Raw genomic sequence first — 21,909 nt, 5'->3', positions numbered from 1 at the left:
GCATTGGCTAGAGAAACCGGATTTATTTCAGATTAAATTTAGAGAATCTCAACATTAAAAAGTAGAAACCCGATTTTTTTGAGGAGAATGAGCTAACAGATTACTTATTTTCTAGCTTTTTTTAAGATAGAGCTTCTTTTAACTGCTGGCTAATTTTTTCTCTTGTCTGTGGAGATAAATCATCTGATTGCAAAATATTAATTCTCGCTGATTTAATTCTATTAATTGAGTTAAGTAAATCACTTAGCTCAACAGAAAGCTTGCCTTTTCTTGCTACTCTCATTGCAGCATCGATAACGGCATTTTTGATGTCTCTTCCGCAAACATCTTCAAATTGAGCCAGTCTTTCAGGAGAAACATCTGCTGCTAGTGGCATTTTTGCGGGAAAATGCCTTTTCCAAATTTCTATTTTACACGCAAAATCTGGCATTAAAAAATGTACATGACGCACTCGTGTTTCAAACGCTTTATCATAGTTCTCAACTAGATTCGTACAAAAAATTACAACTCCACTAATTTGGATTAGTCAAAACTAGGCGTAAGCGCCACCCTTGAGATTGACGCTTACACTCAACAAATTTGGGCAAAATCTTCTTAAGTTGACACCAATGAGCTTTTTCTGTGCCCCGACCGCCTGGTCTGTTTACCTGAAAATAGCTGTAATTATCCACCTTACTAATATTCTTAATTATGGATATAGTGGCGATTTATCTATTCCGCCAATATGATTTAGAGGCCAGAAGCGAACTACAGCACGTCCAATAATATTCTGGCGGGGGACAAGACCCCAGCAGCGGCCATCATAACTGTTGTTACGATTGTCACCTAGTACTAAATATGAATCGGCTGGTATAGTCTGGAGTTTCGCCAAAAAAGGTGGCTGTGGCCCTGATTGGCAAACATCAATGACTGTGCTTTGCCCAGAGCTAAGGTAATTGCCTTCTGGAAGGGGTTTGTTGTTGATATAAACTTTGCCATCCTTAAGTTGTACTTTTTCTCCAGGTAAGCCAATTACACGTTTAATAAAAGCATCCTGGTATTGTTCTTTTTGTAGTTCTTGTGTCGGGGAAAATACTACAATATCTCCCCGCTCCGGGTTAGCAAATTTATATTTCAACTTATCGACAATGATTTTGTCTGCCTCCCACTGGTTTGGCGTACCATGCAGAGTCGGTTCCATCGATCCAGAAGGAATCCAGCGTGCTTCAGCAACAAAGGTACGAATTCCCAGAGCTAGAACAATGCTCAATACAATTGTTCTACCTAGCTCTGCGATCCAAGAATTATCAGGTTGTTGACTAGAATTGTTATCAGACACTTGATTATGCATGAAATTACTTAACTGAACCAAAGATGTAGGTAATTAACTCGCCTAGTGAGACTTTATCTGTTAATCTTAACGGGAAAACTTTAATGGTTACTCCGATCGCAACTCAGTTTAACCTCAAAGCATAGTTCTCTGTAATACATAGCTCTTTGCCTGAACTTTAATTATCCCTATGTCATCTCCACAAATTCTCCTGATTCGCCGCGCTCGCATAATCTTACCCAATGGTGAACTGATGATTGGGGATGTGTTGACGCGCGATCGCCAAATAGTCGAAGTTGCGCCAGAAATCTCCCAAACAGCACTAGCCACTGAAATTGACGCAGAAGGCTTAACTTTGTTGCCGGGAGTCATTGATCCGCAGGTACATTTCCGGGAACCGGGACTAGAACACAAGGAAGATTTATTTACCGCCAGTTGTGCCTGTGCTAAAGGCGGAGTTACTTCCTTTTTGGAAATGCCTAATACGCGCCCCCTGACAACGACACAGCAGGCTTTAGACGACAAACTAGAACGTGCCTCTCAGAAGTGCTTGGTTAATTATGGCTTTTTTATTGGGGCAACAGCAGAGAATTTACCAGATTTGCTTTTGGCAAAGCCAACACCGGGAATTAAGATTTTTATGGGGTCGATGCATGGTCAATTGCTGGTTGATGGGGAAACAGCACTCTCTGCGATATTTGCTAAAGGCGATCGCTTGATTGCCGTTCATGCCGAAGACCAAGGTAGAATTAACCAACGCCGCCAAGAATTTGCCAATATTCACGATCCAGCCGTTCACTCGCAAATTCAAGATAATCAAGCGGCAATACTTGCAACCCAATTGGCATTAAAACTTTCTCAAAAATATCAACGGCGTCTGCATATTCTGCATCTGTCAACGGCTGAAGAAGCAGATTTGCTGCGACAGAATAAACCTAGTTGGGTGACAGCAGAGGTGACACCACAGCATTTGTTGTTGAATACTAGTGCTTATGAAACAATTGGTACTTTAGCACAGATGAATCCACCGTTGCGATCGCCCCACGATAACAAAGTTCTCTGGCAAGCTTTGCGCGATGGCGTGATTGATTTCATCGCTACAGATCACGCGCCGCACACCTTAGAAGAAAAAGCTCAAGAATACCCCAATAGTCCTTCGGGAATGCCTGGGGTAGAAACTTCCCTAGCTTTGATGTTAACTGCGGCGATGCAGGGACAGTGTACCGTGGCTCAAGTTGTGAACTGGATGTCGAAAGCAGTAGCTGTAGCTTATGGTATTCCCAATAAAGGAGCGATCGCACCTGGTTACGATGCCGATTTAGTGCTTGTAGATTTAAATACATACCGTCCAGTCCGGCGCGAGGAACTTTTAACCAAATGCCGTTGGAGTCCCTTTGAAGGTTGGAACCTCACCGGCTGGGCTACAACCACCATTGTCGGCGGTGAGATAGTTTATGACAAAGGCCAGGTAAATACGCAAGTGCGGGGTCAAGCTTTAACTTTCTTATGAGTCGTGATCGAGAATCGACCTCAACTTTGGTTAGAGAAATATTTATTTAAGCTTATGTAGTAGACAAATAACTATACATCAAAGTCATACTTGAGCTGGCAAGATTTTCATCTACCAGAGCCAAGACTAGATCAATGCGGTGTTTGGTTAAAGGTAAAACGCGAAAATCCTTGTTGTTCCTTCTTTACCCTTTTAACCAAATGTCCTTCAAAATTTTGACTTTAGACGGTGGCGGTATTCGTGGAATCATTGCAGCCCGAATACTTCAACAAGTAGAACAAGAAATTAGAAATCAGGGTAAAGGAAACTTTTTACATGAATACTTTGACCTGATTGCTGGTACTTCTACGGGTTCAATATTAGCAGGAGGTATTGCTGTTGGGAAGGAGAGTGATGAACTAATTAAATTGTATAAAGAACGGGGTAAAGATATATTTCCGCAGCAGAGAAAAGACCGCTATCAAAACTTACCGCCCATCATAAAATCCATTTTGAATGTACTTTCACCACCTAAATATTCTCATGATGGAATTATTAGCGTCCTCAAAGATGCGTATAAATCTACAAGAATAAAAGATATTGACAAACCGATTATTTTGATTCTTGCTTACGATACGCTATATCGCAATACAACCTTTTTTACAAATTGTCATCCCGATCTAGGAGACAGATGGTATGATGACTGTTATTTATGGGAGATATGTACCGCTTCTGCCTCAGCTCCCACTTTTTTTCCACCATATAAATTAGAACCTATAAATAAAGAAAAATTTGGTGATTGGGAATTCCCACACATTGATGGAGGAGTTTCTGCTAATAACCCTTCTCTTGGAGCTTTGAGTCTAGTTATGAGGATCAGTCAGTCTTCAGTCTCTCCAACAATCAAACAAAAATATAAACTTGAGAATCTGCGATTGGAAGATATTTCTATTCTTTCTATTGGCACAGGTCAAACTGGTGAACCATATCAATATAAACAAATAAGCAAATGGAGAGGCTTCGACTGGGCAAAAAATCTTACTAATATCTTTATAGAACCTACATCTGAAATTGCTAGTACAATTTGCCGACAAATCATGGGCGGATACGATTCTAAACGTTACTTACGTCTTCAGTTTGACTTAAATGAGACATTTGAACCCAAGCCAAAAGAGACTTATAAAGATCCTCGGATTATATTAGCTCCAGAAGACCGAAAAAACCGATTTATAGGCGAAAAAGTCAGTGAAGAAATAGATAATACTAGTTCGGAGTTTGTTCAGCAGTTAATAGATACTACCTCTGCATTCATTGATCAAGGTCTTACATACTATACCAGAGACGACTCCGGTCCTCAGACAAAAAAGGCGATTGCCTCTTTCATCACAGATAACTGAGTAATTAGCGGTGGTCAAATCCCCGACTTCTTGAAGAAGTCGGCGATCTTGCAGCCTATCAAAAATAATGGCACACACCACTAGTGCATCTACGTAGGCATATTAATGTCAACGAATATAGGATAAAACATCTAGTATTTCTACGATAATTATGTAGAAATACTAGATGTTTTAATATTTCCTTGATATCAGATGTAATTACAGATGTGAATATAAGAATTATTTGCTAGTTAAAATTATTTGGACTTATTTTAAAAAATCATAAATTAGTTTTTTCTTTTGTATAGATTGTGAACTTAACTTGGGAATACTAAGTGTAAGGAAAGTTAGACGACTTATACAGAACTTGATTGTTGTTTAACTTTTATCTACTAGCTTTCGCTGCTAAATAATCAAGGGTTGGATCTCCGAATGACAGTAGGGAACTAATCTGGTTCAAGCAAGCTGACTAAGTTCTGTAATAACTCTCATTAAACCCAACAACAGTTTATTTACATTTGCTCTATTGCAATATATTTTCTGTTGAACAATTCTTTCGTTTATTTTTGGTTAAGATAACAATGTTAGTGACTTACAATGGTGAGCGTGGTAGTGGCAGATAGGACGAGTGTGGAGTTCTCCCTCGACTATTTGCAGAAATTTTCTAGTATTATCAGCAAAAAAGTGAAATCCCTAGTACTTCAGTCGGGAGATCAGCTTAAATCGCGGCAATGACTTCGCTAATGGCACAATTAAATGGTATGAGTTCAGCTTGACGAGTGCCCCCATGCCCATAAGTCAAACTCACACTTAAATAACTATCTGGCTTGTAAGGTAATCGTTCCGCCCATTCAACTGCCACAATTCCTGGTATGACCTCAACACCTTCCCAGTAACTTTCTAAATTCAGGGCTGCAACTTCTTGTGGTTCTAAGCGATATAAATCTAGGTGGTAAAGAGGGAGGCGTCCTTCTGTATACTCATTAATCAGGGTGAAAGTGGGACTGACAATGGGTTCAGCGATTCCCAAACCCTTGCCAATACCTTGAACTAGGGTAGTTTTACCAGTACCTAAATCACCTTCTAGTAAAATTACACTACCAGGGGTCAGGGATTGACCGAGAGTAATACCTAAGTGTAGCGTCGCCTCTGCATCTGCAAGAAAAATTTTCATAATTAGTCATTGGTCATTGGTCATTCGTCATTGATCTAAACAAAAGATGAATGACTAATGACAAATTTTCATCTTCCGTGATGAGCTCTACCGTACCACCGCAACAACACTCGTGCTAGTTTCTGAGGATTGTGACGTACAAAACCCGTTTCATCTTCATACAAAACATTAGCTGGAACAATCTTTCGCCCTAGCTGAGTTACGGCTTCTCTATCCAAGAAAACTGGATGGGAGTTTTGTTCGGCGTAGCGGATGAGTGATTGCTCCGAGGGGGATTTGTTGTGTATTAGCACAGCATCAAATAGCCGTCTTTGCCCACAAGCAGCATCAATTGCTCTGATGTGATCCGCAACAGTGTAGTCTTCAGTTTCTCCTGGTTGAGTCATTATATTGCAGATATAAATCCGGGGAGCATCTGTTTGAGCGATCGCATCGGCAATTTCTGGTACTAATAAGTTAGGAATCAGGCTAGTATAAAGGCTACCTGGGCCAATAATAATGTAATCAGCTTCTTTAAGTGCCTTAATCGCTGCTGGCACCGCCGGAGGATTAGCTGGAATACAGCCAATTTTGACAATTTTACCGCCAGCTTTGGGAATACTAGACTCCCCATTAATCCGGCGACCATCGGCTAATTCTGCCCAAAGGCGAACATCACTGAGAGTTGCTGGTAGTACTTGTCCGCGTACCGCTAGCACTTTGGAACTGGCTGCAACTGCTTGTTCTAAATCTCCAGTAATATCACTCATTGCTGTTAAAAACAAATTGCCAAAACTGTGACCCGTTAACCCATCTCCAGCCCGAAAACGGTATTGAAACAATTCTGTTAATAGCTTTTCTTCATCTGCTAGTGCAGCCAAACAATTGCGAATATCCCCTGGTGGTAGCACACCAAACTCTTCACGCAACCGCCCAGAAGATCCACCATCATCTGCGACAGTGACGATCGCAGTAATATTAGCGCTGTAGGTTTTCAGTCCCCTTAACAACGTAGAAAGTCCCGTACCACCACCAATTACCACTATTTTCGGGCCTCGGTACAATCGACGATGGGCTAGCAAGACATCAATCAGTTCCTCTCCGCCTTCGGCTCTGAGTACCTTAGTAATTGAGCCGACAGTGCGAGTTTGCCCCCAAAGCACTAACAGCAAGCCGCCAAGCAGCACCAAAGGGCCACTGATATAGTTAGGTAAGAGGTTGGTGATTACTCCCAGGAAATTCCTAACCAACTCGATCATCCAAAAAATTGGAGTCAGCTTAATCCAAATAGCTAACCCCAAACTCGCCAGCAGTACACCCCCAAGACTGATCAACAACCAACGTTTTACCGATAGTCCAGGGGATAACCATTTGAACCACTGGTTAACCCGATGTGAAGTACGAGAGCGCGACTGCTTTTGCAGGGCGTTGAGGGCTTGTCTGAAAAAACCATTTGACATACCTGATTTGGAGCAGTGCTACAAACAATAATTAACAGAAAATTTAGATCACTTGGTTTAAAACACCAGGCGTGAAACTATTATATTTGTCAATCGCATTAGACTAAGAACAAGTCGTGAAGATTGCCAGTATTCCTAGTTCAACAATAGCCTGGCTTGGTAAAAGTGAATTTAATGGAAAAACGAATTTTAGGATTAGATCCAGGACTGGCAATTTTAGGATTTGGGGCAATTACCTGTACACAAATTTCCCACAAGGTGCAAGAGACGACAGTAAATATGCTGGATTTTGGGGTAATCAGAACGTCAGCAGATGTCGAAATGGGACAGCGCCTATGTACCTTGTTTGATGATTTACACACCCTGATGGAGGAGTTGCAACCGGATTTGGTGGCGATCGAGAAACTATTCTTCTATCGGATGTCAAGTACAATCGTCGTTGCACAGGCGCGGGGTGTACTCATTTTGGTGTTAAGCCAGCGTCGTCTTCCCTACGTAGAGTTTACTCCGGCTCAAATTAAGCAAGCTTTAACAGGCTATGGTAATGCTGATAAGTCAGAAGTGCAAGAAGCGGTGGCACGGGAGTTGGATTTAGATGAAATTCCCAAGCCTGATGATGCTGCGGATGCTTTGGCGGTAGCTTTGACGGCTTCTTATCAGCTGTAGATGTTGTACATAAACAATAAAGTCCTTTACTGGTTCGTAAAGTCCTTTACTGGTTCGTAAAGTCCTTTACTAACTGTCACAGAGTAAAAATACTTAAGACACGATTGGTACGAGCGATCGTTTGCAATAATTTATGTTCTTTTAGAGGATTATCCAAATACATGACACTTTTGCGGTTTGCGAGATCCATTAATTCGTCTCCACATATAGGACTCCTATTTGATTTTTGAACAAGACTTAGTACGAATCTATCGCTTCTTTCTTGTTCCCCGTTTCCTATTCCCTATCCCCTGCCCACGCAAGTAAATTCAAGGATCAAACCGGATTCCTATAGTAGAGTTAGCAGCAATGGTATATTGGCTGTCTGTGAGGTTGAGTTTTTGTATAGCTGTATCAAATATAAAAAAGGCAGTTAAAGAGTCAATGGCTAAGAGAGCTAATAAAAATGAATGTGATTGAACTTTTTGCCGGAGCAGCTGGTTTAGCGCAGGGATTTGAACGCACTGGTAAATATCAAACTTTGGCACTTTATGATAAATTTGAACCAGCTAAAAATTCTTATAAATCTTATAGCCCTGATGCTAACTATGAATTGATAGATATTACTGAACTTAGAGATGAGCAAATTTATAAAACTCTAGACGGACAGAGATTAGATGGTATATTGGGCGGCCCACCTTGTCAGGGATTTAGTCTATTAGGCAAACGAAAGCAAGATGATGATATTAATAACTTGGTCTTAGCCTACGCAAAAGTTGTAAAGCAAATAAAACCTAGTTTTTTGGTAATGGAAAATGTACCACAGTTATTATTTCATCCTCTTTTTTATCCTCTAATTAAAGAACTTTCTGAATATTTTTGTATTACCTATGGTATATTAAACGCAGCACGTTACGGTACTCCTCAAACACGACATAGATTATTCTTAATAGCATATCGTCGAGACTATAATAAAAAGCCAACATTTCCTCAACCTACGCACGGTCAAGAAGGGCAATATATTTATAGTTATCATTTAAATGATAGTAATGAGCTTGTTGTTTTAAATAACGAAACATCTCATAGTATTTTCGGTGCTGATCTAGTAATTAATCGTAAAGGTGCTCAACAAGTAGAAAAAGTCATAAATACCGTTAGTCCCAAACTGGAACCACTTGTTACAGTAGGTGATGCCATTAGCGATTTAGTTAGCTCTGCTGGAAAAGATTCTCTGCAAAAATATACTCACGAGGCGCAAAATCTGTATCAAAGAGCTTTGCGGCAAGACAGTGAGTATGTGGCTAATTGTATAGCTCGTCAGCATTCAGGAGAGCGCTTAAGTCAACTCCAAAATGTTAGGGAAGGTGGCAGGCTTGAAGTGTATGATATTCAATCCTCTAAAAAGCGTTACTATTCACAAGCATATGGGCGACTTCATCGTGCGGGATTGGCCCGCACGTTAACTACTTACTTCCAAAATGCGGGAAGTGGACGTTTTTTCCATTACAGCCAACCAAGAACACTAACTATACGTGAAGCTGCAAGACTACAAGGTTTCAACGATGATTTCATTTTTCATGGAAATCTTGCTGAACAAATGCAATTAGTAGGCAATGCAGTTCCACTCCCCTTAGCGGAAGCAATAGGACGTCACATTTATAATGAGTTAGGTTTTTTGATTGAGAATTAACGCATACTGTCATCTTGCTCTGATGGAGGTAAAGCTTGCCTCGCTACATTGAAACGTTGTACATAACGTGTGACATTGATAGGATTAACATCCACATCACGTTCATTGATAGGTTGATTACGACGTTGAGCTAGCCTACTTACTACCGTAGATTTTAAATCGCTTTCTAGCTTTTTACCTAAGCTTTTAGCATATTCATGGGCTTGATAAACAACAGAGGGAATTATTTTAACTATATTGAGATGGCTCATATAGTTATGGTCACGGTCTTGCTGAAATTCGCAAGTTAATAGTCCAGCCACTAACTGTTGTACTGCACTTTGAACATAATCTAAAGCTGGTTTTGAATTATTTTCAAGGGATATATACGGGCGTAGCGAACATAAAAACTCGTAGCGCGGAATCTTTGGTGCTGGATTTCCAGCAGTGTGTCCTATGTAAAAAGATGCATAATCAGCATTTTCTAACAAATAAAGGTAAGAGTCATTTGCTAGTTCGTCCTCACTAATAAGTGCATGGTATGGTAAAGTACTTCGATATTTCTCATACTCATCAAGCGCTTTATTACGACGTGCTAGTAACAGATTAAACCAATCATTTTCTTGGTTGAATTTTATATCAAAAAACTCAGTTAGAGAGGCAAATTGACGCAATACAACACAAGAAACCCATAAAGATTCTTGTTGAGGAGGACGTGGCATAGTGGCGAATAATGCTGTCATCGCATCAATGTCAGAAATATATGACGCTCGTGAAATATCCCAATTAGCTGCTATTGCCTGACCACGAGTTAATTTTGAGCCTTGGGCTATGTACCAATTAAGTAGGCGGCAAAACAACCGATTTTGGGTAGACTTTACAGAGCCAGCATAGATTTGTGGTTTACTACGAGAGTTTTCAATTGGAACAGCTCGAATTCGTTCTAGAATACTCCGACTACGAGCAATTCCTTCACGTACAATATCACCATAAGGGTCCATCCGGTAATAGTGGCTAAAGTACCGCTCTTGGGGAGTGATTGTGCCATCACGGATATGTATGCGGGGAGTAGAAATTTGTTCCCCAGTAATTATGTCACGCGCTTTTCCATTGAAAACTTCGTCGTCTACCCGCATCTGTACAACATCTGTGGCAGCCCTTGCCATGTGTTCATATTCTGAATCAGTAAGAGTTGGAAACATGAAGGGTGCAAGCACCATGCCTTTGTAAGCAGGGTCATCAAGGGTTTGGCGGGTAACAGGAGCAGAATGTATAAACTTTTTTTGTCCTTTTTGCTGATTTATTCTTTCTGAAGAACGCACATAAGCAACTCCATTGTTGAAGGTAACAACAAAAGATTCGTCTTCAATATATCCTTTCGCTGTACGTATTCCTAAAGTACCTGCATGGAAGCTCCCATCACTTCCCGAAATAACATATTCCTGCTTTGCCTTGGCTAATGCTTGTGGTGTAACCGTAACAAGACCCAGTACAGTTTGCTTTTCACCTACGCCGAATACTCGTTTTTCAAGGATTATCTTTAAATTATCCCAATCGTAGCCAAGCTGTTCACCTTGTTTTAAACCATGTAATCCATTCCATTCCGGTATGTCAACAATACTCCGAGGAATGCTGAGTTGCCGATAAAGCAAATCTCTTAAAGTGTCACACTGCGATTGCAGACGGCGTTCTAAAGAGTTATCTGCAAAAACTGCTTGACCTATATAAGAACCTTTTTTTTCCACATACCGATAGCTTTTCAAATCTGCTTCTAGCAGTTCTATCAAATTGCGAATCCAAAGATAGAAAAGATTTGCAGCTGGTTCTTCACATAAAGCGTGAGCTGCTTCCCGAACAACCGTATCACGATGTTCCAGAAAGTATTGGTGTGCTTCAATCGCTCGTGCCATTGCTTCTGAAGATTGCACAAACGGAAGCATCTCATATACATCATCTAGTGTTAGCCGACTTGTAGCATGTAATTGAGGCAGTAGAAGGTAGCGACGAGTACCACCCTCTTTAGCTTGCTCAATCTTGCCAGCAGCTACCAAACGTTCTAACAGTTTGTAATAAGCTGGACGGCTTATTGTATCTCCCAGATGTTTACTTACCTCCTGATGAATATTACTTGCTGTTGCGCCTTCTGGATTTTCACGCAAAAATTGAATAATTGCAGCCTCTCGCTTGGGTACATCTGCTTTACCAAATGCTTCACTATACATTTTCTCCATTATCTCCATTTTCTCCAAGGTTTAATTGACGCTTAGTAGACCAACTTTACAACTTCCTTAACAGGTTCAACTTCAGCAATCCTGTAGATAATCGTAGATTCACCTTCAGGTGCATAGTTTGTTGGAAATGGTATTACTTCGTTGACCGCAGAACCGTGGGCATCCTCATGAGGATTATGTTCCCAGGAATTGACGACTTTAGCTAAAATCCTTAGTTGTTGGTCGTTAGCATCTACAGCTTCAACAGCCAACCATGAACCGGGTTGTGGGCTTTCTGCTGAAGTGTTTAAACGTATATGCATCTTGGAAAAACTTGGAGAGCCTTTTTTTGAAAGGCTAATCAACTTCCCAACTAACTTAGGTTCTTGTTTAGGATTCATTTGATTTTGATCGTTTGGAGAGGGTCGGTCTGCGCTATTCATTATGTCGAGTTTCTTTAACCTGTATTAATTATTGGTTACAAAATCATAAGCAAGCTTCTTATCAAGGTCTAGCTTCGGTTTTTCAGTTATACAATACCAGATGCAAGACTGTTTACACTAGTTTTTTAACCATTTTATGCTGTTTTGTAACCTGTTTTGATTATAGGTTACAAAAGCTATAAAAGAGGTCGAGTTCGGTAATTAATAAAAAATGATTTTACAGAATTACCATTATTAATGGGTATTTTTTCCGGTACTACAAGCGACAAAATCATTAATTGACGCAATCAGAATAAACCGTTAATGGAACCATTGGAATACTGCCGTTTGTACGTTAAAAGCCCAAAGCCAGAAAAAAGAGGGTATAGAGCTGCGTGCGTGCGAACGCTCACAGAAGCAACCTTTGGGGTTTATTCCTACCAAACAATCGATAAGAACTGGGGTTCTCAATTTGAGAAACGACCTGATACAGTGCTACAAATTCTCGAAGTCGCTCATACCATTAACCTTATAGCCATCAGCCTAGAAGAAATTCAACCAGCAATTACAGAGCTTTTAGAACAAGTATCAGCAGTCGCACCCTACAAGAAACACAAATAAATCATAAATTTCCATGTATACAGATATGATTTACCATCAAAAACGAGTAAAATATGATTGATCATAACAACCAGCCCTACTATTGACTTGCAATCAAGCAGAGAGGGTTTAGTTTGCTGATCAAAGAAAAACAGGTGAGATTTTAAGCTTGGCGTGGATAACTATTGTTCACCATGCTGGAAAATTTCCGTTTACAAAACGGAATTCTTCCTGGTCTTTGCTGTTCTTGGTTAATCTGCAACTAAGTAAATTTTTATGCCTAATATTTTTCCTCAAATACCGCCAGTAGCTATGCCAGAGGTTATTCCCAGCGAATTACCCCACCAGAGATTTCGTCTCGGTGAATGGGTACGCTGGTTTCAAGTACCCAACGGCGACTTTGGCCGCGTCATCGGAGTAATCTACGCCCAACAAGCCAGTTGCATTGCCACTGGCTTACATTACTTGGTTCTTTTAGATGAGCGCAGTCCCTCTCGTGAAATTTGCACCTGCGACTTCGCTTTCGAGGATGATATCGAATCCCTAGAAAAGTCATCATTGGAAAGGCTTAGGGGCAATTATGTCTGAAGCTCAAAAACCTGAGCAGTTGCTAGAACTGCATAACCAAATGTTCATGTCCCCCCAAGACTTTAGCTATCGTTGGGGATTGGGTTACGAAGAATTAGCAAAAATCTGTGCCATCTCTAAATCGACAGCTTATCACTGGTTGGGTGGACAAGCCAGCCGCCGAGAAGCTGGCTTACCTTACCAGAGAATTATGGCTGTAGCTGATTTTCTTCTCGCCAATGCCGAAGTAATTAGCCCTCTGTTGGAACAGTGGCATAATTCTCCACCACCGAATTAATCCTTCAGTTTTGCAAATTGACAAAACTTTTCTTCATCACCTTGACTGGCATAAAAAATAGGTAGTAGGGTGCAATTTATCGTCACCAGCCTACCCACTGTTCCATGAACCGCTCCACCAATGACTCTTATTACCTGCCCTCCAGTATTGAATTGACACAAAACCATGTCCTGATTCATCGCTTGGCAATCCCTCTTAAAAATGCCATCAGCTACTTACAACAATTTCCTCAGTCAGAATATGAGGATATTTGCCGGGATGCTTTTGAGTTAGGATTTCTTTGCTTGCAAACTGCTCAAACTCGTCATGGCAACGAATTAATTAAGCAGCAGATGGAATCCTTGTTGGTGGAGTTTCAGCAGACAGTTAAGGTAATTGCAGAGTCTTTCCAGCAGGAATTAATTAATCAAGTAGGGACGGAGAATGGTCAATTATTAGCTCCACTGCAAAATCAAATTAATCTGACTTCAGGCATCCTTACTGAAAAACTCAATAGCGTCAGCACTCTGCTTACACAAGAAATAGACCCCGCCAGAGAAACTTCTGTTGTTGGCCGCTTTCTGAATTCATTACGTCAACTGTTAGATGCCAAACGCTCTGATTCAATTCAAGGCGCATTTAAAGCAGCATTAATAAATGCCACTAAGGAAAATGGTACTCTGGCTGCGGCAGTTAAAAATGTGGTTTCTGAGTCTGTGAAACCATTAACCGAACAAGTGGAAAAACTGACCAGAGAAATTCGAGATCAACAAGTGACACAACAAGTACTTGAGCAGACAACTGCAAAAGGCATCAACTATGAGGAATTAGTTGTTGTCGAACTGCGAAATTGGTCAAAATTGAGTGGAGTAGAGGTGGAGCATATTGGTCACGATGGGGATACTGGCGATATTCTGGTAAAGTTCACCAGTAAATCGTTAGCTGTAATTGAACTGTCAATAGTGATTGAAGCTAGAAAACGACCCTCAAAACCTTTTGGTCGCCAAGCAATCACTCAACATTTACAGTCAGCAATGATGCGGCGTTCTGCAAATTCGGCAATTTTTTTAAGTTATTCGCGTGAGGGATTAGCGCAGGAAATCGGTGATTGGGCAGAGGGAGTTTCTGAGTCCGGTCATTGGATCGCCACAACCCATCCATTTTTAATCATTGCTATCCGCTTTTTGGTGATCCAGCAAAGGTTAAATAAATTGCGTACCTTTGAATCAGAACTGGATGTTACTGCTGTTGAACAACAGATTCAGCAGATCCGCACAGCTTTGGGACGAATCAGAACTATAAAAAAATCTTTGACGGAAGTTGGTAAGGGTGTGGCTGTGATTAAAGCCGAGGCAGATGCACTGAGTACAGATATTCAATCAGCGTTAAAGTCGATTGAACAAACACTGAGTTTAGTTACCACAGAAGGCTAACTTAGAATACTGTATTAAGCTGTTACGCATCTAAATTGTACTTTTAGAAGGCTAAAAACCTAACAGTAAAGCTTTTAGCTTGAAAAGTTAAATACGTTTCAGATTATTGGAAAGATTAAATATATAAATTTCTAATAGTTGCTTAATTCTTACGAAGATATCAAAAATATGAAAGTTATTGATATCGGCATTACAGATTTTTTGTAATATCGTTTGCTAAATCGGCAGCTTTCTTTTCTTACCAGTGCTAGCTATATGGCTGATATAAGTATACAAATCATTAGAAAGATTCTCATTAGTTTGAATAAAATCTTTTTCCTGCACTTTTCTACACAAAGATTGGGATATTATATCTTCTCTAATACCCCTAAATACACTTCTGATTTCTTTTTGAAGAACGTTAATTAATCTGGCATCATTACACTCAATCCAGAACAATAAGATATTATCTTCTTTATCTTTAAACATTTCTTGTAAAGATTTTCTAACCTCTTCATTCATTAATCTTTCTTTCAGATCATTAGTAGAATCAATATATTCATATTGCCAATTAGTTATTAAATATGCTCCCGGAGAGTTAGGCAATTTTTCTCGATTATTGAATGGAATAAATTTTACTTTGGAAATAGTTATATCAAGCGGAGGTAATTCTTGAATCACACGTTCTACCAGAGCTGCTACTGAAGCATCTCTTAAAGGGTCGCGGTAATCATTTAAAGGTATTTGTCGTCGGGCAATTCGTTCTACCAACTCCGATTTTGATATTCCTCTTTCAATAGCCATGACATCCAGGTTCGCTATAGCTGTGGGAGTCAGGGAGAGGTTCACTCGTGTTTTCAGTTCGTCCTGTAGCTCTGGGACTCCCTTAACTCGTTTACTTCCTTTTGGCATTAGCCGCCCTCACTCTCAAAAAACTTACATATACTTTGTCTCAATGATAAGAGCTAGCGCCCAGTTTACACAGCTAAATAAATTGTAACCAAATTTAAATTTTTTTCTTTAGAATATACGCATTTTTGTGTAACTTCTAGATTTAGAATATACGTATTAAAGTGCATATTCTAAAGCCTTCTCATGCAGATGCCTCAGCGTAGTAGCAAAAAAAACCGGAAAGACGTTAACAAGCGCCTAGATGAAGGCTGTGGTCAAGGCCGGGGTCTTGATTACAAACCAGCAATTTGGATAATGGACTTCTCATCTCAAGGTTTTTCTGTCCAGGGCTTGGGTTGGAAAACTCAAAGAGAATACCACTTGTTTAGCATGAGTGAGTTTCATTATTTTTACGCGCTCGAATGGTCACCTATCGTCATTGATATCCGAGAGCAGTTTCCTTTAGAACTCGAAGAAACCTTAGATATTGCTAAACAGTGTGGTTACAAGCACCCAGTCAATCCCAAGACTAGGGAACCTAACGTGATGACCACAGACTTCGTTGTAACTATTCCAGGAACTACAGGTATAGGAATTATGGATCAAGCTAGAACAGTTAAGCTTTCACAGGAATTACAAGATCCGCGAGTTCTGGAAAAGTTTGAAATTGAACGTCGTTATTGGGAGTCCCGGAAAATTAGCTGGGGCATAGTTACTGAACAAGATATTCCAGAGGTGTTGGCCAAAAATATTGGATTTTTACACAACTACTTTTTTATTCAAAACCTTTCACCTCTTTCAGAACTTAACATTAGACAAATTACAGCCGTACTTGCTAAAGGTGTAATTCAGGGAGACGTTTCACTAAGTGATTTAGCAGCTCAATGCGATGAACGACTTGCCTTGGAACCAGGCAGTAGCCTTGCAGTTGCTCGTCATCTAATCGCTAATCGGAAATGGCTAATCGATATGAACCAGCCACTACAAGATCAGTTCAGGAAGAAATTGACACTTTTGGCTACTCCTTCCCTTAAATATGAAACAAATAAGAGTTGCTAAATGAATTTATATGAGAATATGCTAATTGAACTACAGAATGAGGATGGTAATCTTTTTACCATCATCAGATTACTCTGGATTGACCCATCTGGAACAGATGTAGTCACAATTGAGCTGAATAATTCTAAAGCATTTCCAGTTTTACAGAGAATCGAAGAAATTGAAGCAGCATTAGCTGAACAAAAAGCTTCTATTCTAGATACCGATCCCTATGCATATCTATATCGTCCTGAAGATTTAATTCCTGAAACCCACCGTAATTTTAGAGATAATGCGTGGAACAAAATCGCTTTAATTATTGAAAGTGGATATAAAGCGTTTTTTCCTGATGAGCGAGGTTTATTAGTTAGGCAGGCAATAGAACTGACAGGAAGTAATAAGCCAACAATTTACCAATTATTGCGCTCCTACTGGCAAAGAGGGCAAAAATTAAATGCACTTCTGCCCAATTATGATTATTGTGGTGGAAAAGGTAAAAACCGTAATATCACTAAAAAACTAGGCGCTCCTAGTAAAAGAACTAAGTTAAAAGATGAACCTCCTGGTATTAATATAAATGAAGAATTACGGTTAATTATCGTTAAAAGTGCCAAGAAATATCATGAAAAGAAGAGATTACCGCTCAAAGATGCTTACCAAAAAATGTTTGAGGAGTTTTTCTCTATAAAAATAAAAGGGAAAGATGGAAATGAAGTTCCTCTCTTTTTCCCTCCAGAACAATGTCCTACTTTGAGACAGTTTCAATATTGGTATTATAAAGACCGCGATCTTAAAAAATCACTCATCTCTCGTGAAGGTGAGCGTAAATTTAACCTCGGCTACCGAGAGGTACTGGGTAACTCAACCGATATGGCTCCTTTTCCAGGTGCGCTTTGGCAAATTGATTCTACAATAGCTGATATTTACTTAGTTAGTTCTTTAGACAGAAGTCGCATAATTGGACGACCTGTTCTCTACTTAATTGTAGATATATTTTCCCGAAGTATTGTAGGATTTAGTGCGGCCCTTGAAGGGCCGAGTTGGTTGGGGGCATCTTTGGCTCTGGAAAATGCAACTACAGATAAAGTAAAGTTTTGTCAGGAATTTGGTATCACGATTACAACAGAAGATTGGCATTGTAACCATCTTTGTAAATTAATTCAAAATGACCGTGGTAGCGAATACTTGAGCGGTAACGCTAGACAAGCACTTAAAAGTCTTGGGATAGAAATCTCACCCACACCGCCATATCGCCCCGATTGGAAGCCTTGTGTAGAGAGGATGTTCCGCTTAATTAACGATGAGGTTATTCATTTTCAACCAGGAGCAGTATATAAGCCAAGGGAAAGAGGTGATCAAGATTATCGATTGGATGCTATTTATACCCTCGATGAATTTCGAGTAATTATGATCCAACTCATCCTTTACTACAATAATTACCACCGCTTAAATGAATATCCTATGACAAAGCACATGATTGAAGATCATGTGGAACCTTTTCCATTGGAGTTGTGGGAATGGGGAATCCGTAATTACGGTCGTCCTCGTCAGGAGACACCTGAAATTATTCGTTTAAATCTTTTGCACAGAGCAGATGCTACCGTTACTCGCTATGGGATTTGCTTCCGAGCCAAAGGGGTTAATTTACATAATCGCCTGCGTTACACCTGTGAATCTGCTACGAGAGAGCATTGGTTTATAAAGGCTGGAATTCAAGGTAGTTGGAAAGTTCCAGTTGTCTACGATCCTCGAAAGCCTCTGGTGATCTATATGCTTGTTGATGGTGGGAAACGTATGGAAGTTTGTGAGATGCTTCCTGCTTCAAAAACCTTTTTAGACTGCAACCTAGAGGAAATTATGGATCACTTTGCTGAACAGAACTTTGCACAACAAGATAATCAACCCAATCAAAGACAGGCGAAAGCTTATTTAAATGCTTCTTTAGATCGATATAAAACGGATGCAACAGAAAAAACCGAAAAAGCTCGTCAAGGTAAGTCTAAACAGTCTCTTATTAAAGGAACAAAAAATAGTCGAAAAGCTGAAAAACATTATGAGCAAGATAAAAATGCTCGTGATTTAAGACCTGAAAAGACTGCTGATCAACTAGAAACAGCGCTTCCAATGCAAGTTAATAATCAGTATCAAGATGCTGATGAAGGTTATATACCAGTACCAAAAGAAACTGAAATGCTAAATGAAGTTATCGAAGGAATGTGGAAGAATGACTGATGATGAAATGTATAAACCTCGATTTTCAGTATTCACAGGGGAAGAAATTAATGCAATATATTCCGACCCAGAAGTTCCCAAATATCGGGGTAACCCACTTATTGAAGCTTTACCAAAAATTTTGACGAAATTAGAGGCAGCAAAGAGCCTGGCAAAGTTTCCACATTACAGTGAAGATATGCGTAATCAGCCTACTCACTTACGCTTTCATTATATCCAAGATACTCTAGAATTTTTTACACCCCTTGGTATTCATATTGATTTAGAACAGCGGATCTCGCGCATTATTAGGTTAGGCTATCAAGCTAGAAATCCTATATCGCCAGGATTTTGGCAAAATACTAAGCGTTCACTGGATTTAATTGACCCTAATGGATTCCTACCTAGATCCTCACGCTCAACAGCAAAGAGCATGACAATCATTGGACTTAGTGGTATTGGCAAGAGTACCGGAGTAGAAGAAATACTGTTGCTTTATCCGCAAATTATTAATCACAGCCGTTATCTTAATAAAAACTTGACTTTAAGGCAAATAGCGTGGCTAAAACTTGACTGTCCTCATGATGGTTCAATCAGAGGTCTTTGTATCAACTTTTTCCGAGCTGTTGATTACCTGCTGGGAACAGAATACTACAGAAACTACGCCAAGGGACGCCAAACTGTAGATGACATGATTCCCAACATGGCACGTGTAGCATCAATCCAGTCACTAGGAATGCTTGTGATTGATGAAATTCAAAATCTTAGTTCAGCTAAAAGTGGTGGCTCCGAAAAAATGCTCAACTTTTTTGTACAACTAATTAATACCATTGGGCTGCCAGTTATTTTGGTGGGAACTTATAAAGCTTGGTCTGTTTTAAGCAGTGAGTTTCGTCAGATACGGCGAGGAACAGGTCAAGGAGATTTTGTTTGGGACACAATGAAAGAGGACGAAACTTGGCAAACTTTTGTCAAATCTCTCTGGCGGTACCAATATGTACAAATAGCTTCTCCACTGACACCAGAATTAAGCCACACCCTTTATTACGAATGCCAAGGCATTACAGATTTTGCTGCCAAGCTTTATATGCTGGCGCAAGTGCGAGCCGTATCGAGTGGTCAAGAGAGAATTACAGCTTCAATCATCAAGTCAGTTGCTAAAGATTGTCTTCGCACTGCAACAAAAGTTATGAATGCCTTGAAAGAGAAAGATGCCGACAAAAAACTAAGACTGCTCATGGATTGTGAGGATGTTAAGCCAATTGATCTCGAACCTTTTATAGAAGAAGGAATAGAGCGTTTAGCAAATGAAGATTCATCTAGTGTTATTGGTGAAGATCAATCTGATTCAGAGAGTAGCCCATCAGAGGAAATTAAGCCAGCTGAACCCTCACAGAAATTATCCGAGTTAGCAAACTCAAAACTACCAAAAGAAAAAGAGATAAGCTCTACTTCAGTTCCTATTAAGGCTACTCAGAAATCAAGGACAAGTAATAAACAGACTGACTCAAAAGATACTTTACCAGAAATAGTTGCTAAAAAAGCTTCAACAGGTGTTTCATACTATGAAGCTCTCAAGGAAGCAGGTTATATAAAATCTGTCAGTGAGTACCAATTGTAGGATATAGCAAAATGATTGGTTGGTTTCCAGATCCTTATCCAGATGAATTATTTTACAGTGTTTGTGCGCGGTACTCTGAACGGATGAATTATAAAACTAAAATGCATATATCCCAAGACCTTTTTGGGCAAAGTTGGCAAAGGTTTTCTTCTGTGAATTTTTATCTTGCTACTAGGTTAGATTATCTTATTGCGTCTTTACCCGCAGGAAATAATTACACATCTGATTTATTAATTGATAATCATACTTTATTGCCATTTTATAGTGCGTTTTATCTACCATACTTAATCAAAATACTTCGAGATGCAATGAAACAAGATAATCCAAAAATTCTTTCACGTGACTTTGGAATTTTTATCCAATTTCAAAACTATTTACATTTTTGTCCTCAATGTGTATTAGAAGACAAAAAGCAATTTGGTGAATGTTATTGGCATCGTCTACATCAAGTTCCTGGAATTAAATTTTGTCCAATACATAGCATTATTCTACAAAAAAGCGAGGTATTAGGAAATTCTTACAGACATGGATATATTGTAGCAGAAAAAGCAATAAATACCAAGCTCAATAATTCTTTAGAATTATCAGTTGTTAATTTTCAACATCTTATACAATTAGCTCATAATATTGATTGGCTTTTAAAGCAATCAAATGCCATTTTTTTTGGAGATTCTATACGTAAAGTTTATATTAAACTGTTATACAAAAAATACGAAAAATTTAATTTTAAAGATCGGAATTCATTAGACAAACTTATCAATGATTTTAGAGAGTACTACTCTCCTCAACTTCTAAAAATGCTTCAAAGTGATTTTGGTAAATCTAGGAGCTGGCTTATAGACATATTTATTTTAGATGGGAAGATAAGACATCCTTATCGTCATTTATTAGTGATTCTTTTTTTAGGTTCTACAGTGGAAAATATTTTTAAACTTTCCTTGGAATATAACCCTTTTGGAACAGATTATTGTCCATGTGTAAATCGAGGTGGTAAATATTTTCAACAGCTATTAATTAAAGATAAATACCAAGATATAGACTATACTGGCAGCACTAAAAATTTAGCTATATTCCGTTGTATTTGTGGCTTAATGTCTTCCCAAACAGCTTTTAATAGGATTTATAAGTATCAATTACCAATACTTAAAAAGAAAGTAGAATACGGTTTTGTTTGGGAATTTGCATTGAAAATGTTATGGGAAAATCAAGTATTTAGTTTTACAGAAATTTCTCAATACCTTGGTGTTAGCGAGGAGACAATTGCTCACCAAGTAGGTTATTTAAAACTACCCTTGTTAAGAGAAATGCCAAATAAATACTTTTTACAGCACTTGACAAGTAAATAAAGTAGACTTTTCCCCTTTACAAAGTGAGGGTGCGCTACAGAAGGTGTGGGCTATTTTGTATCTTATAAACTTTAAATATGCTATACCATATCTAAGTTATAGTTTTTTATATGTTTTAAAATAAAAAATTTCTATTAAAAAGTTGCTAGTAATAAATACAGGACTTACGCAACTGGCACAAATAGCGGGCAGGGCGCAGCCTTGACACGCGAC

The 21,909-nt window shown here is 39.2% G+C and carries 19 protein-coding genes; 12 read left to right on the top strand and 7 right to left on the bottom strand.

The genetic code is table 11. The annotated features are described in order from the left end of the window. Window positions 1–121: 121 nt before the first annotated feature. Together HWQ38_RS30645 and lepB are read right to left on the bottom strand one after the other, a co-directional pair. Window positions 122–430, bottom strand: a complete 309-nt coding sequence (locus tag HWQ38_RS30645) for a hypothetical protein (RefSeq protein ID WP_292801388.1) — start codon at window positions 428–430, stop codon at window positions 122–124. A gap of 258 nt (window positions 431–688) precedes the next feature. Next, a complete protein-coding gene (gene lepB, locus HWQ38_RS30640; RefSeq protein ID WP_292801386.1) occupies window positions 689–1,330 on the bottom strand; it encodes a signal peptidase I in 642 nt (213 codons plus the stop codon). A 169-nt stretch (window positions 1,331–1,499) separates the two neighbouring features. On the opposite strand from lepB, the gene HWQ38_RS30635 reads away from it, so the two are divergent. Both HWQ38_RS30635 and HWQ38_RS30630 read left to right on the top strand, forming a co-directional pair. Further along, window positions 1,500–2,819 (top strand): dihydroorotase, encoded by a 1,320-nt coding sequence (locus HWQ38_RS30635; protein ID WP_292801384.1) that lies wholly within the window; start codon window positions 1,500–1,502, stop codon window positions 2,817–2,819. A 143-nt stretch (window positions 2,820–2,962) separates the two neighbouring features. Further along, window positions 2,963–4,195: a patatin-like phospholipase family protein gene (locus HWQ38_RS30630; RefSeq protein ID WP_292801382.1), complete on the top strand. Its 1,233-nt coding sequence runs from the start codon at window positions 2,963–2,965 to the stop codon at window positions 4,193–4,195. Window positions 4,196–4,892: 697 nt separating this feature from the next. Here HWQ38_RS30630 and tsaE read toward each other — a convergent pair. After that, on the bottom strand, window positions 4,893–5,348 hold the full coding sequence (gene tsaE / locus HWQ38_RS30625; RefSeq protein ID WP_292801380.1) for a tRNA (adenosine(37)-N6)-threonylcarbamoyltransferase complex ATPase subunit type 1 TsaE: 456 nt from the start codon (window positions 5,346–5,348) through the stop codon (window positions 4,893–4,895). Between the two features lie 68 nt (window positions 5,349–5,416). Continuing rightward, window positions 5,417–6,787 (bottom strand): gluconeogenesis factor YvcK family protein, encoded by a 1,371-nt coding sequence (locus HWQ38_RS30620; protein WP_292801378.1) that lies wholly within the window; start codon window positions 6,785–6,787, stop codon window positions 5,417–5,419. Window positions 6,788–6,961: 174 nt separating this feature from the next. Here HWQ38_RS30620 and ruvC point away from each other — a divergent pair, with 174 nt between their 5' ends. Both ruvC and HWQ38_RS30610 read left to right on the top strand, forming a co-directional pair. Then, window positions 6,962–7,453 (top strand): crossover junction endodeoxyribonuclease RuvC, encoded by a 492-nt coding sequence (ruvC, locus tag HWQ38_RS30615; RefSeq protein ID WP_292801376.1) that lies wholly within the window; start codon window positions 6,962–6,964, stop codon window positions 7,451–7,453. Window positions 7,454–7,898: 445 nt separating this feature from the next. After that, complete coding sequence (locus HWQ38_RS30610; protein WP_292801374.1) at window positions 7,899–9,122, top strand: DNA cytosine methyltransferase; 1,224 nt, start codon at window positions 7,899–7,901, stop codon at window positions 9,120–9,122. Here HWQ38_RS30610 and HWQ38_RS30605 read toward each other — a convergent pair. Together HWQ38_RS30605 and HWQ38_RS30600 are read right to left on the bottom strand one after the other, a co-directional pair. Beyond that, window positions 9,119–11,332 (bottom strand): winged helix-turn-helix domain-containing protein, encoded by a 2,214-nt coding sequence (locus tag HWQ38_RS30605; protein WP_292801371.1) that lies wholly within the window; start codon window positions 11,330–11,332, stop codon window positions 9,119–9,121. The genes HWQ38_RS30610 and HWQ38_RS30605 overlap by 4 nt on opposite strands. 32 nt (window positions 11,333–11,364) lie before the next feature. Next, complete coding sequence (locus tag HWQ38_RS30600; protein WP_292801368.1) at window positions 11,365–11,754, bottom strand: hypothetical protein; 390 nt, start codon at window positions 11,752–11,754, stop codon at window positions 11,365–11,367. Window positions 11,755–12,132: 378 nt separating this feature from the next. Between HWQ38_RS30600 and HWQ38_RS30595 the strand changes: the two genes are divergently transcribed. The 4 genes from HWQ38_RS30595 (at window position 12,133) to HWQ38_RS30580 (ending at window position 14,610) form a co-directional block, all read left to right on the top strand. Continuing rightward, complete coding sequence (locus tag HWQ38_RS30595; protein WP_292801365.1) at window positions 12,133–12,354, top strand: hypothetical protein; 222 nt, start codon at window positions 12,133–12,135, stop codon at window positions 12,352–12,354. A 255-nt stretch (window positions 12,355–12,609) separates the two neighbouring features. Beyond that, window positions 12,610–12,921: a hypothetical protein gene (locus HWQ38_RS30590; protein ID WP_292801362.1), complete on the top strand. Its 312-nt coding sequence runs from the start codon at window positions 12,610–12,612 to the stop codon at window positions 12,919–12,921. Further along, window positions 12,914–13,198 (top strand): helix-turn-helix domain-containing protein, encoded by a 285-nt coding sequence (locus HWQ38_RS30585; RefSeq protein ID WP_292801360.1) that lies wholly within the window; start codon window positions 12,914–12,916, stop codon window positions 13,196–13,198. The genes HWQ38_RS30590 and HWQ38_RS30585 overlap by 8 nt, the downstream gene beginning before the upstream one ends. A 104-nt stretch (window positions 13,199–13,302) precedes the next feature. Then, window positions 13,303–14,610: a hypothetical protein gene (locus tag HWQ38_RS30580; protein ID WP_292801357.1), complete on the top strand. Its 1,308-nt coding sequence runs from the start codon at window positions 13,303–13,305 to the stop codon at window positions 14,608–14,610. Between the two features lie 216 nt (window positions 14,611–14,826). Here HWQ38_RS30580 and HWQ38_RS30575 read toward each other — a convergent pair whose 3' ends face one another. Continuing rightward, window positions 14,827–15,501 carry a CopG family transcriptional regulator gene (locus HWQ38_RS30575; RefSeq protein ID WP_292801355.1) on the bottom strand — a complete coding sequence of 225 codons (675 nt, stop codon included), beginning with the start codon at window positions 15,499–15,501 and terminating at the stop codon, window positions 14,827–14,829. A gap of 189 nt (window positions 15,502–15,690) precedes the next feature. Here HWQ38_RS30575 and HWQ38_RS30570 point away from each other — a divergent pair, with 189 nt between their 5' ends. From HWQ38_RS30570 to HWQ38_RS30555, 4 genes are read left to right on the top strand one after another with little or no spacing between them, the layout of a single operon-like run. After that, a complete protein-coding gene (locus HWQ38_RS30570) occupies window positions 15,691–16,539 on the top strand; it encodes a TnsA endonuclease C-terminal domain-containing protein (protein ID WP_292801352.1) in 849 nt (282 codons plus the stop codon). Next, a complete protein-coding gene (locus tag HWQ38_RS30565) occupies window positions 16,540–18,750 on the top strand; it encodes a transposase family protein (RefSeq protein ID WP_292801349.1) in 2,211 nt (736 codons plus the stop codon). Then, window positions 18,743–20,350, top strand: a complete 1,608-nt coding sequence (locus HWQ38_RS30560; RefSeq protein ID WP_292801346.1) for an ATP-binding protein — start codon at window positions 18,743–18,745, stop codon at window positions 20,348–20,350. Before HWQ38_RS30565 ends, HWQ38_RS30560 begins: the two co-directional genes overlap by 8 nt. Before the next feature lie 11 nt (window positions 20,351–20,361). After that, window positions 20,362–21,696 (top strand): TnsD family Tn7-like transposition protein, encoded by a 1,335-nt coding sequence (locus tag HWQ38_RS30555; RefSeq protein WP_292801344.1) that lies wholly within the window; start codon window positions 20,362–20,364, stop codon window positions 21,694–21,696. The last annotated feature ends 213 nt before the right edge of the window (window positions 21,697–21,909 follow it).

The organism is Nostoc sp. NMS7 (assembly GCF_017115085.1).
In the GTDB taxonomy this organism is placed as follows: domain Bacteria; phylum Cyanobacteriota; class Cyanobacteriia; order Cyanobacteriales; family Nostocaceae; genus Nostoc.
The sequence above is the reverse complement of the archived record's forward strand: the minus strand, read 5'-3'. Positions and strand labels throughout refer to the sequence as shown.

Excerpts from the sequence above, each read along its gene's own strand:
- HWQ38_RS30645 (WP_292801388.1), bottom strand. The coding sequence starts at position 430 with ATGCCAGATTTTGCGTGTAAAATAGAAATTTGGAAAAGGCATTTTCCC.
- HWQ38_RS30620 (WP_292801378.1), bottom strand. The coding sequence starts at position 6,787 with ATGTCAAATGGTTTTTTCAGACAAGCCCTCAACGCCCTGCAAAAGCAG.
- HWQ38_RS30560 (WP_292801346.1), top strand. The coding sequence starts at position 18,743 with ATGACTGATGATGAAATGTATAAACCTCGATTTTCAGTATTCACAGGG.
- HWQ38_RS30600 (WP_292801368.1), bottom strand. The coding sequence starts at position 11,754 with ATGAATAGCGCAGACCGACCCTCTCCAAACGATCAAAATCAAATGAAT.
- lepB (WP_292801386.1), bottom strand. The coding sequence starts at position 1,330 with ATGCATAATCAAGTGTCTGATAACAATTCTAGTCAACAACCTGATAAT.
- HWQ38_RS30565 (WP_292801349.1), top strand. The coding sequence starts at position 16,540 with ATGAATTTATATGAGAATATGCTAATTGAACTACAGAATGAGGATGGT.
- HWQ38_RS30610 (WP_292801374.1), top strand. The coding sequence starts at position 7,899 with ATGAATGTGATTGAACTTTTTGCCGGAGCAGCTGGTTTAGCGCAGGGA.
- HWQ38_RS30580 (WP_292801357.1), top strand. The coding sequence starts at position 13,303 with ATGAACCGCTCCACCAATGACTCTTATTACCTGCCCTCCAGTATTGAA.
- HWQ38_RS30575 (WP_292801355.1), bottom strand. The coding sequence starts at position 15,501 with ATGCCAAAAGGAAGTAAACGAGTTAAGGGAGTCCCAGAGCTACAGGAC.
- ruvC (WP_292801376.1), top strand. The coding sequence starts at position 6,962 with ATGGAAAAACGAATTTTAGGATTAGATCCAGGACTGGCAATTTTAGGA.
- HWQ38_RS30605 (WP_292801371.1), bottom strand. The coding sequence starts at position 11,332 with ATGGAGAAAATGTATAGTGAAGCATTTGGTAAAGCAGATGTACCCAAG.
- tsaE (WP_292801380.1), bottom strand. The coding sequence starts at position 5,348 with ATGAAAATTTTTCTTGCAGATGCAGAGGCGACGCTACACTTAGGTATT.
- HWQ38_RS30635 (WP_292801384.1), top strand. The coding sequence starts at position 1,500 with ATGTCATCTCCACAAATTCTCCTGATTCGCCGCGCTCGCATAATCTTA.
- HWQ38_RS30570 (WP_292801352.1), top strand. The coding sequence starts at position 15,691 with ATGCCTCAGCGTAGTAGCAAAAAAAACCGGAAAGACGTTAACAAGCGC.
- HWQ38_RS30585 (WP_292801360.1), top strand. The coding sequence starts at position 12,914 with ATGTCTGAAGCTCAAAAACCTGAGCAGTTGCTAGAACTGCATAACCAA.
- HWQ38_RS30590 (WP_292801362.1), top strand. The coding sequence starts at position 12,610 with ATGCCTAATATTTTTCCTCAAATACCGCCAGTAGCTATGCCAGAGGTT.
- HWQ38_RS30555 (WP_292801344.1), top strand. The coding sequence starts at position 20,362 with ATGATTGGTTGGTTTCCAGATCCTTATCCAGATGAATTATTTTACAGT.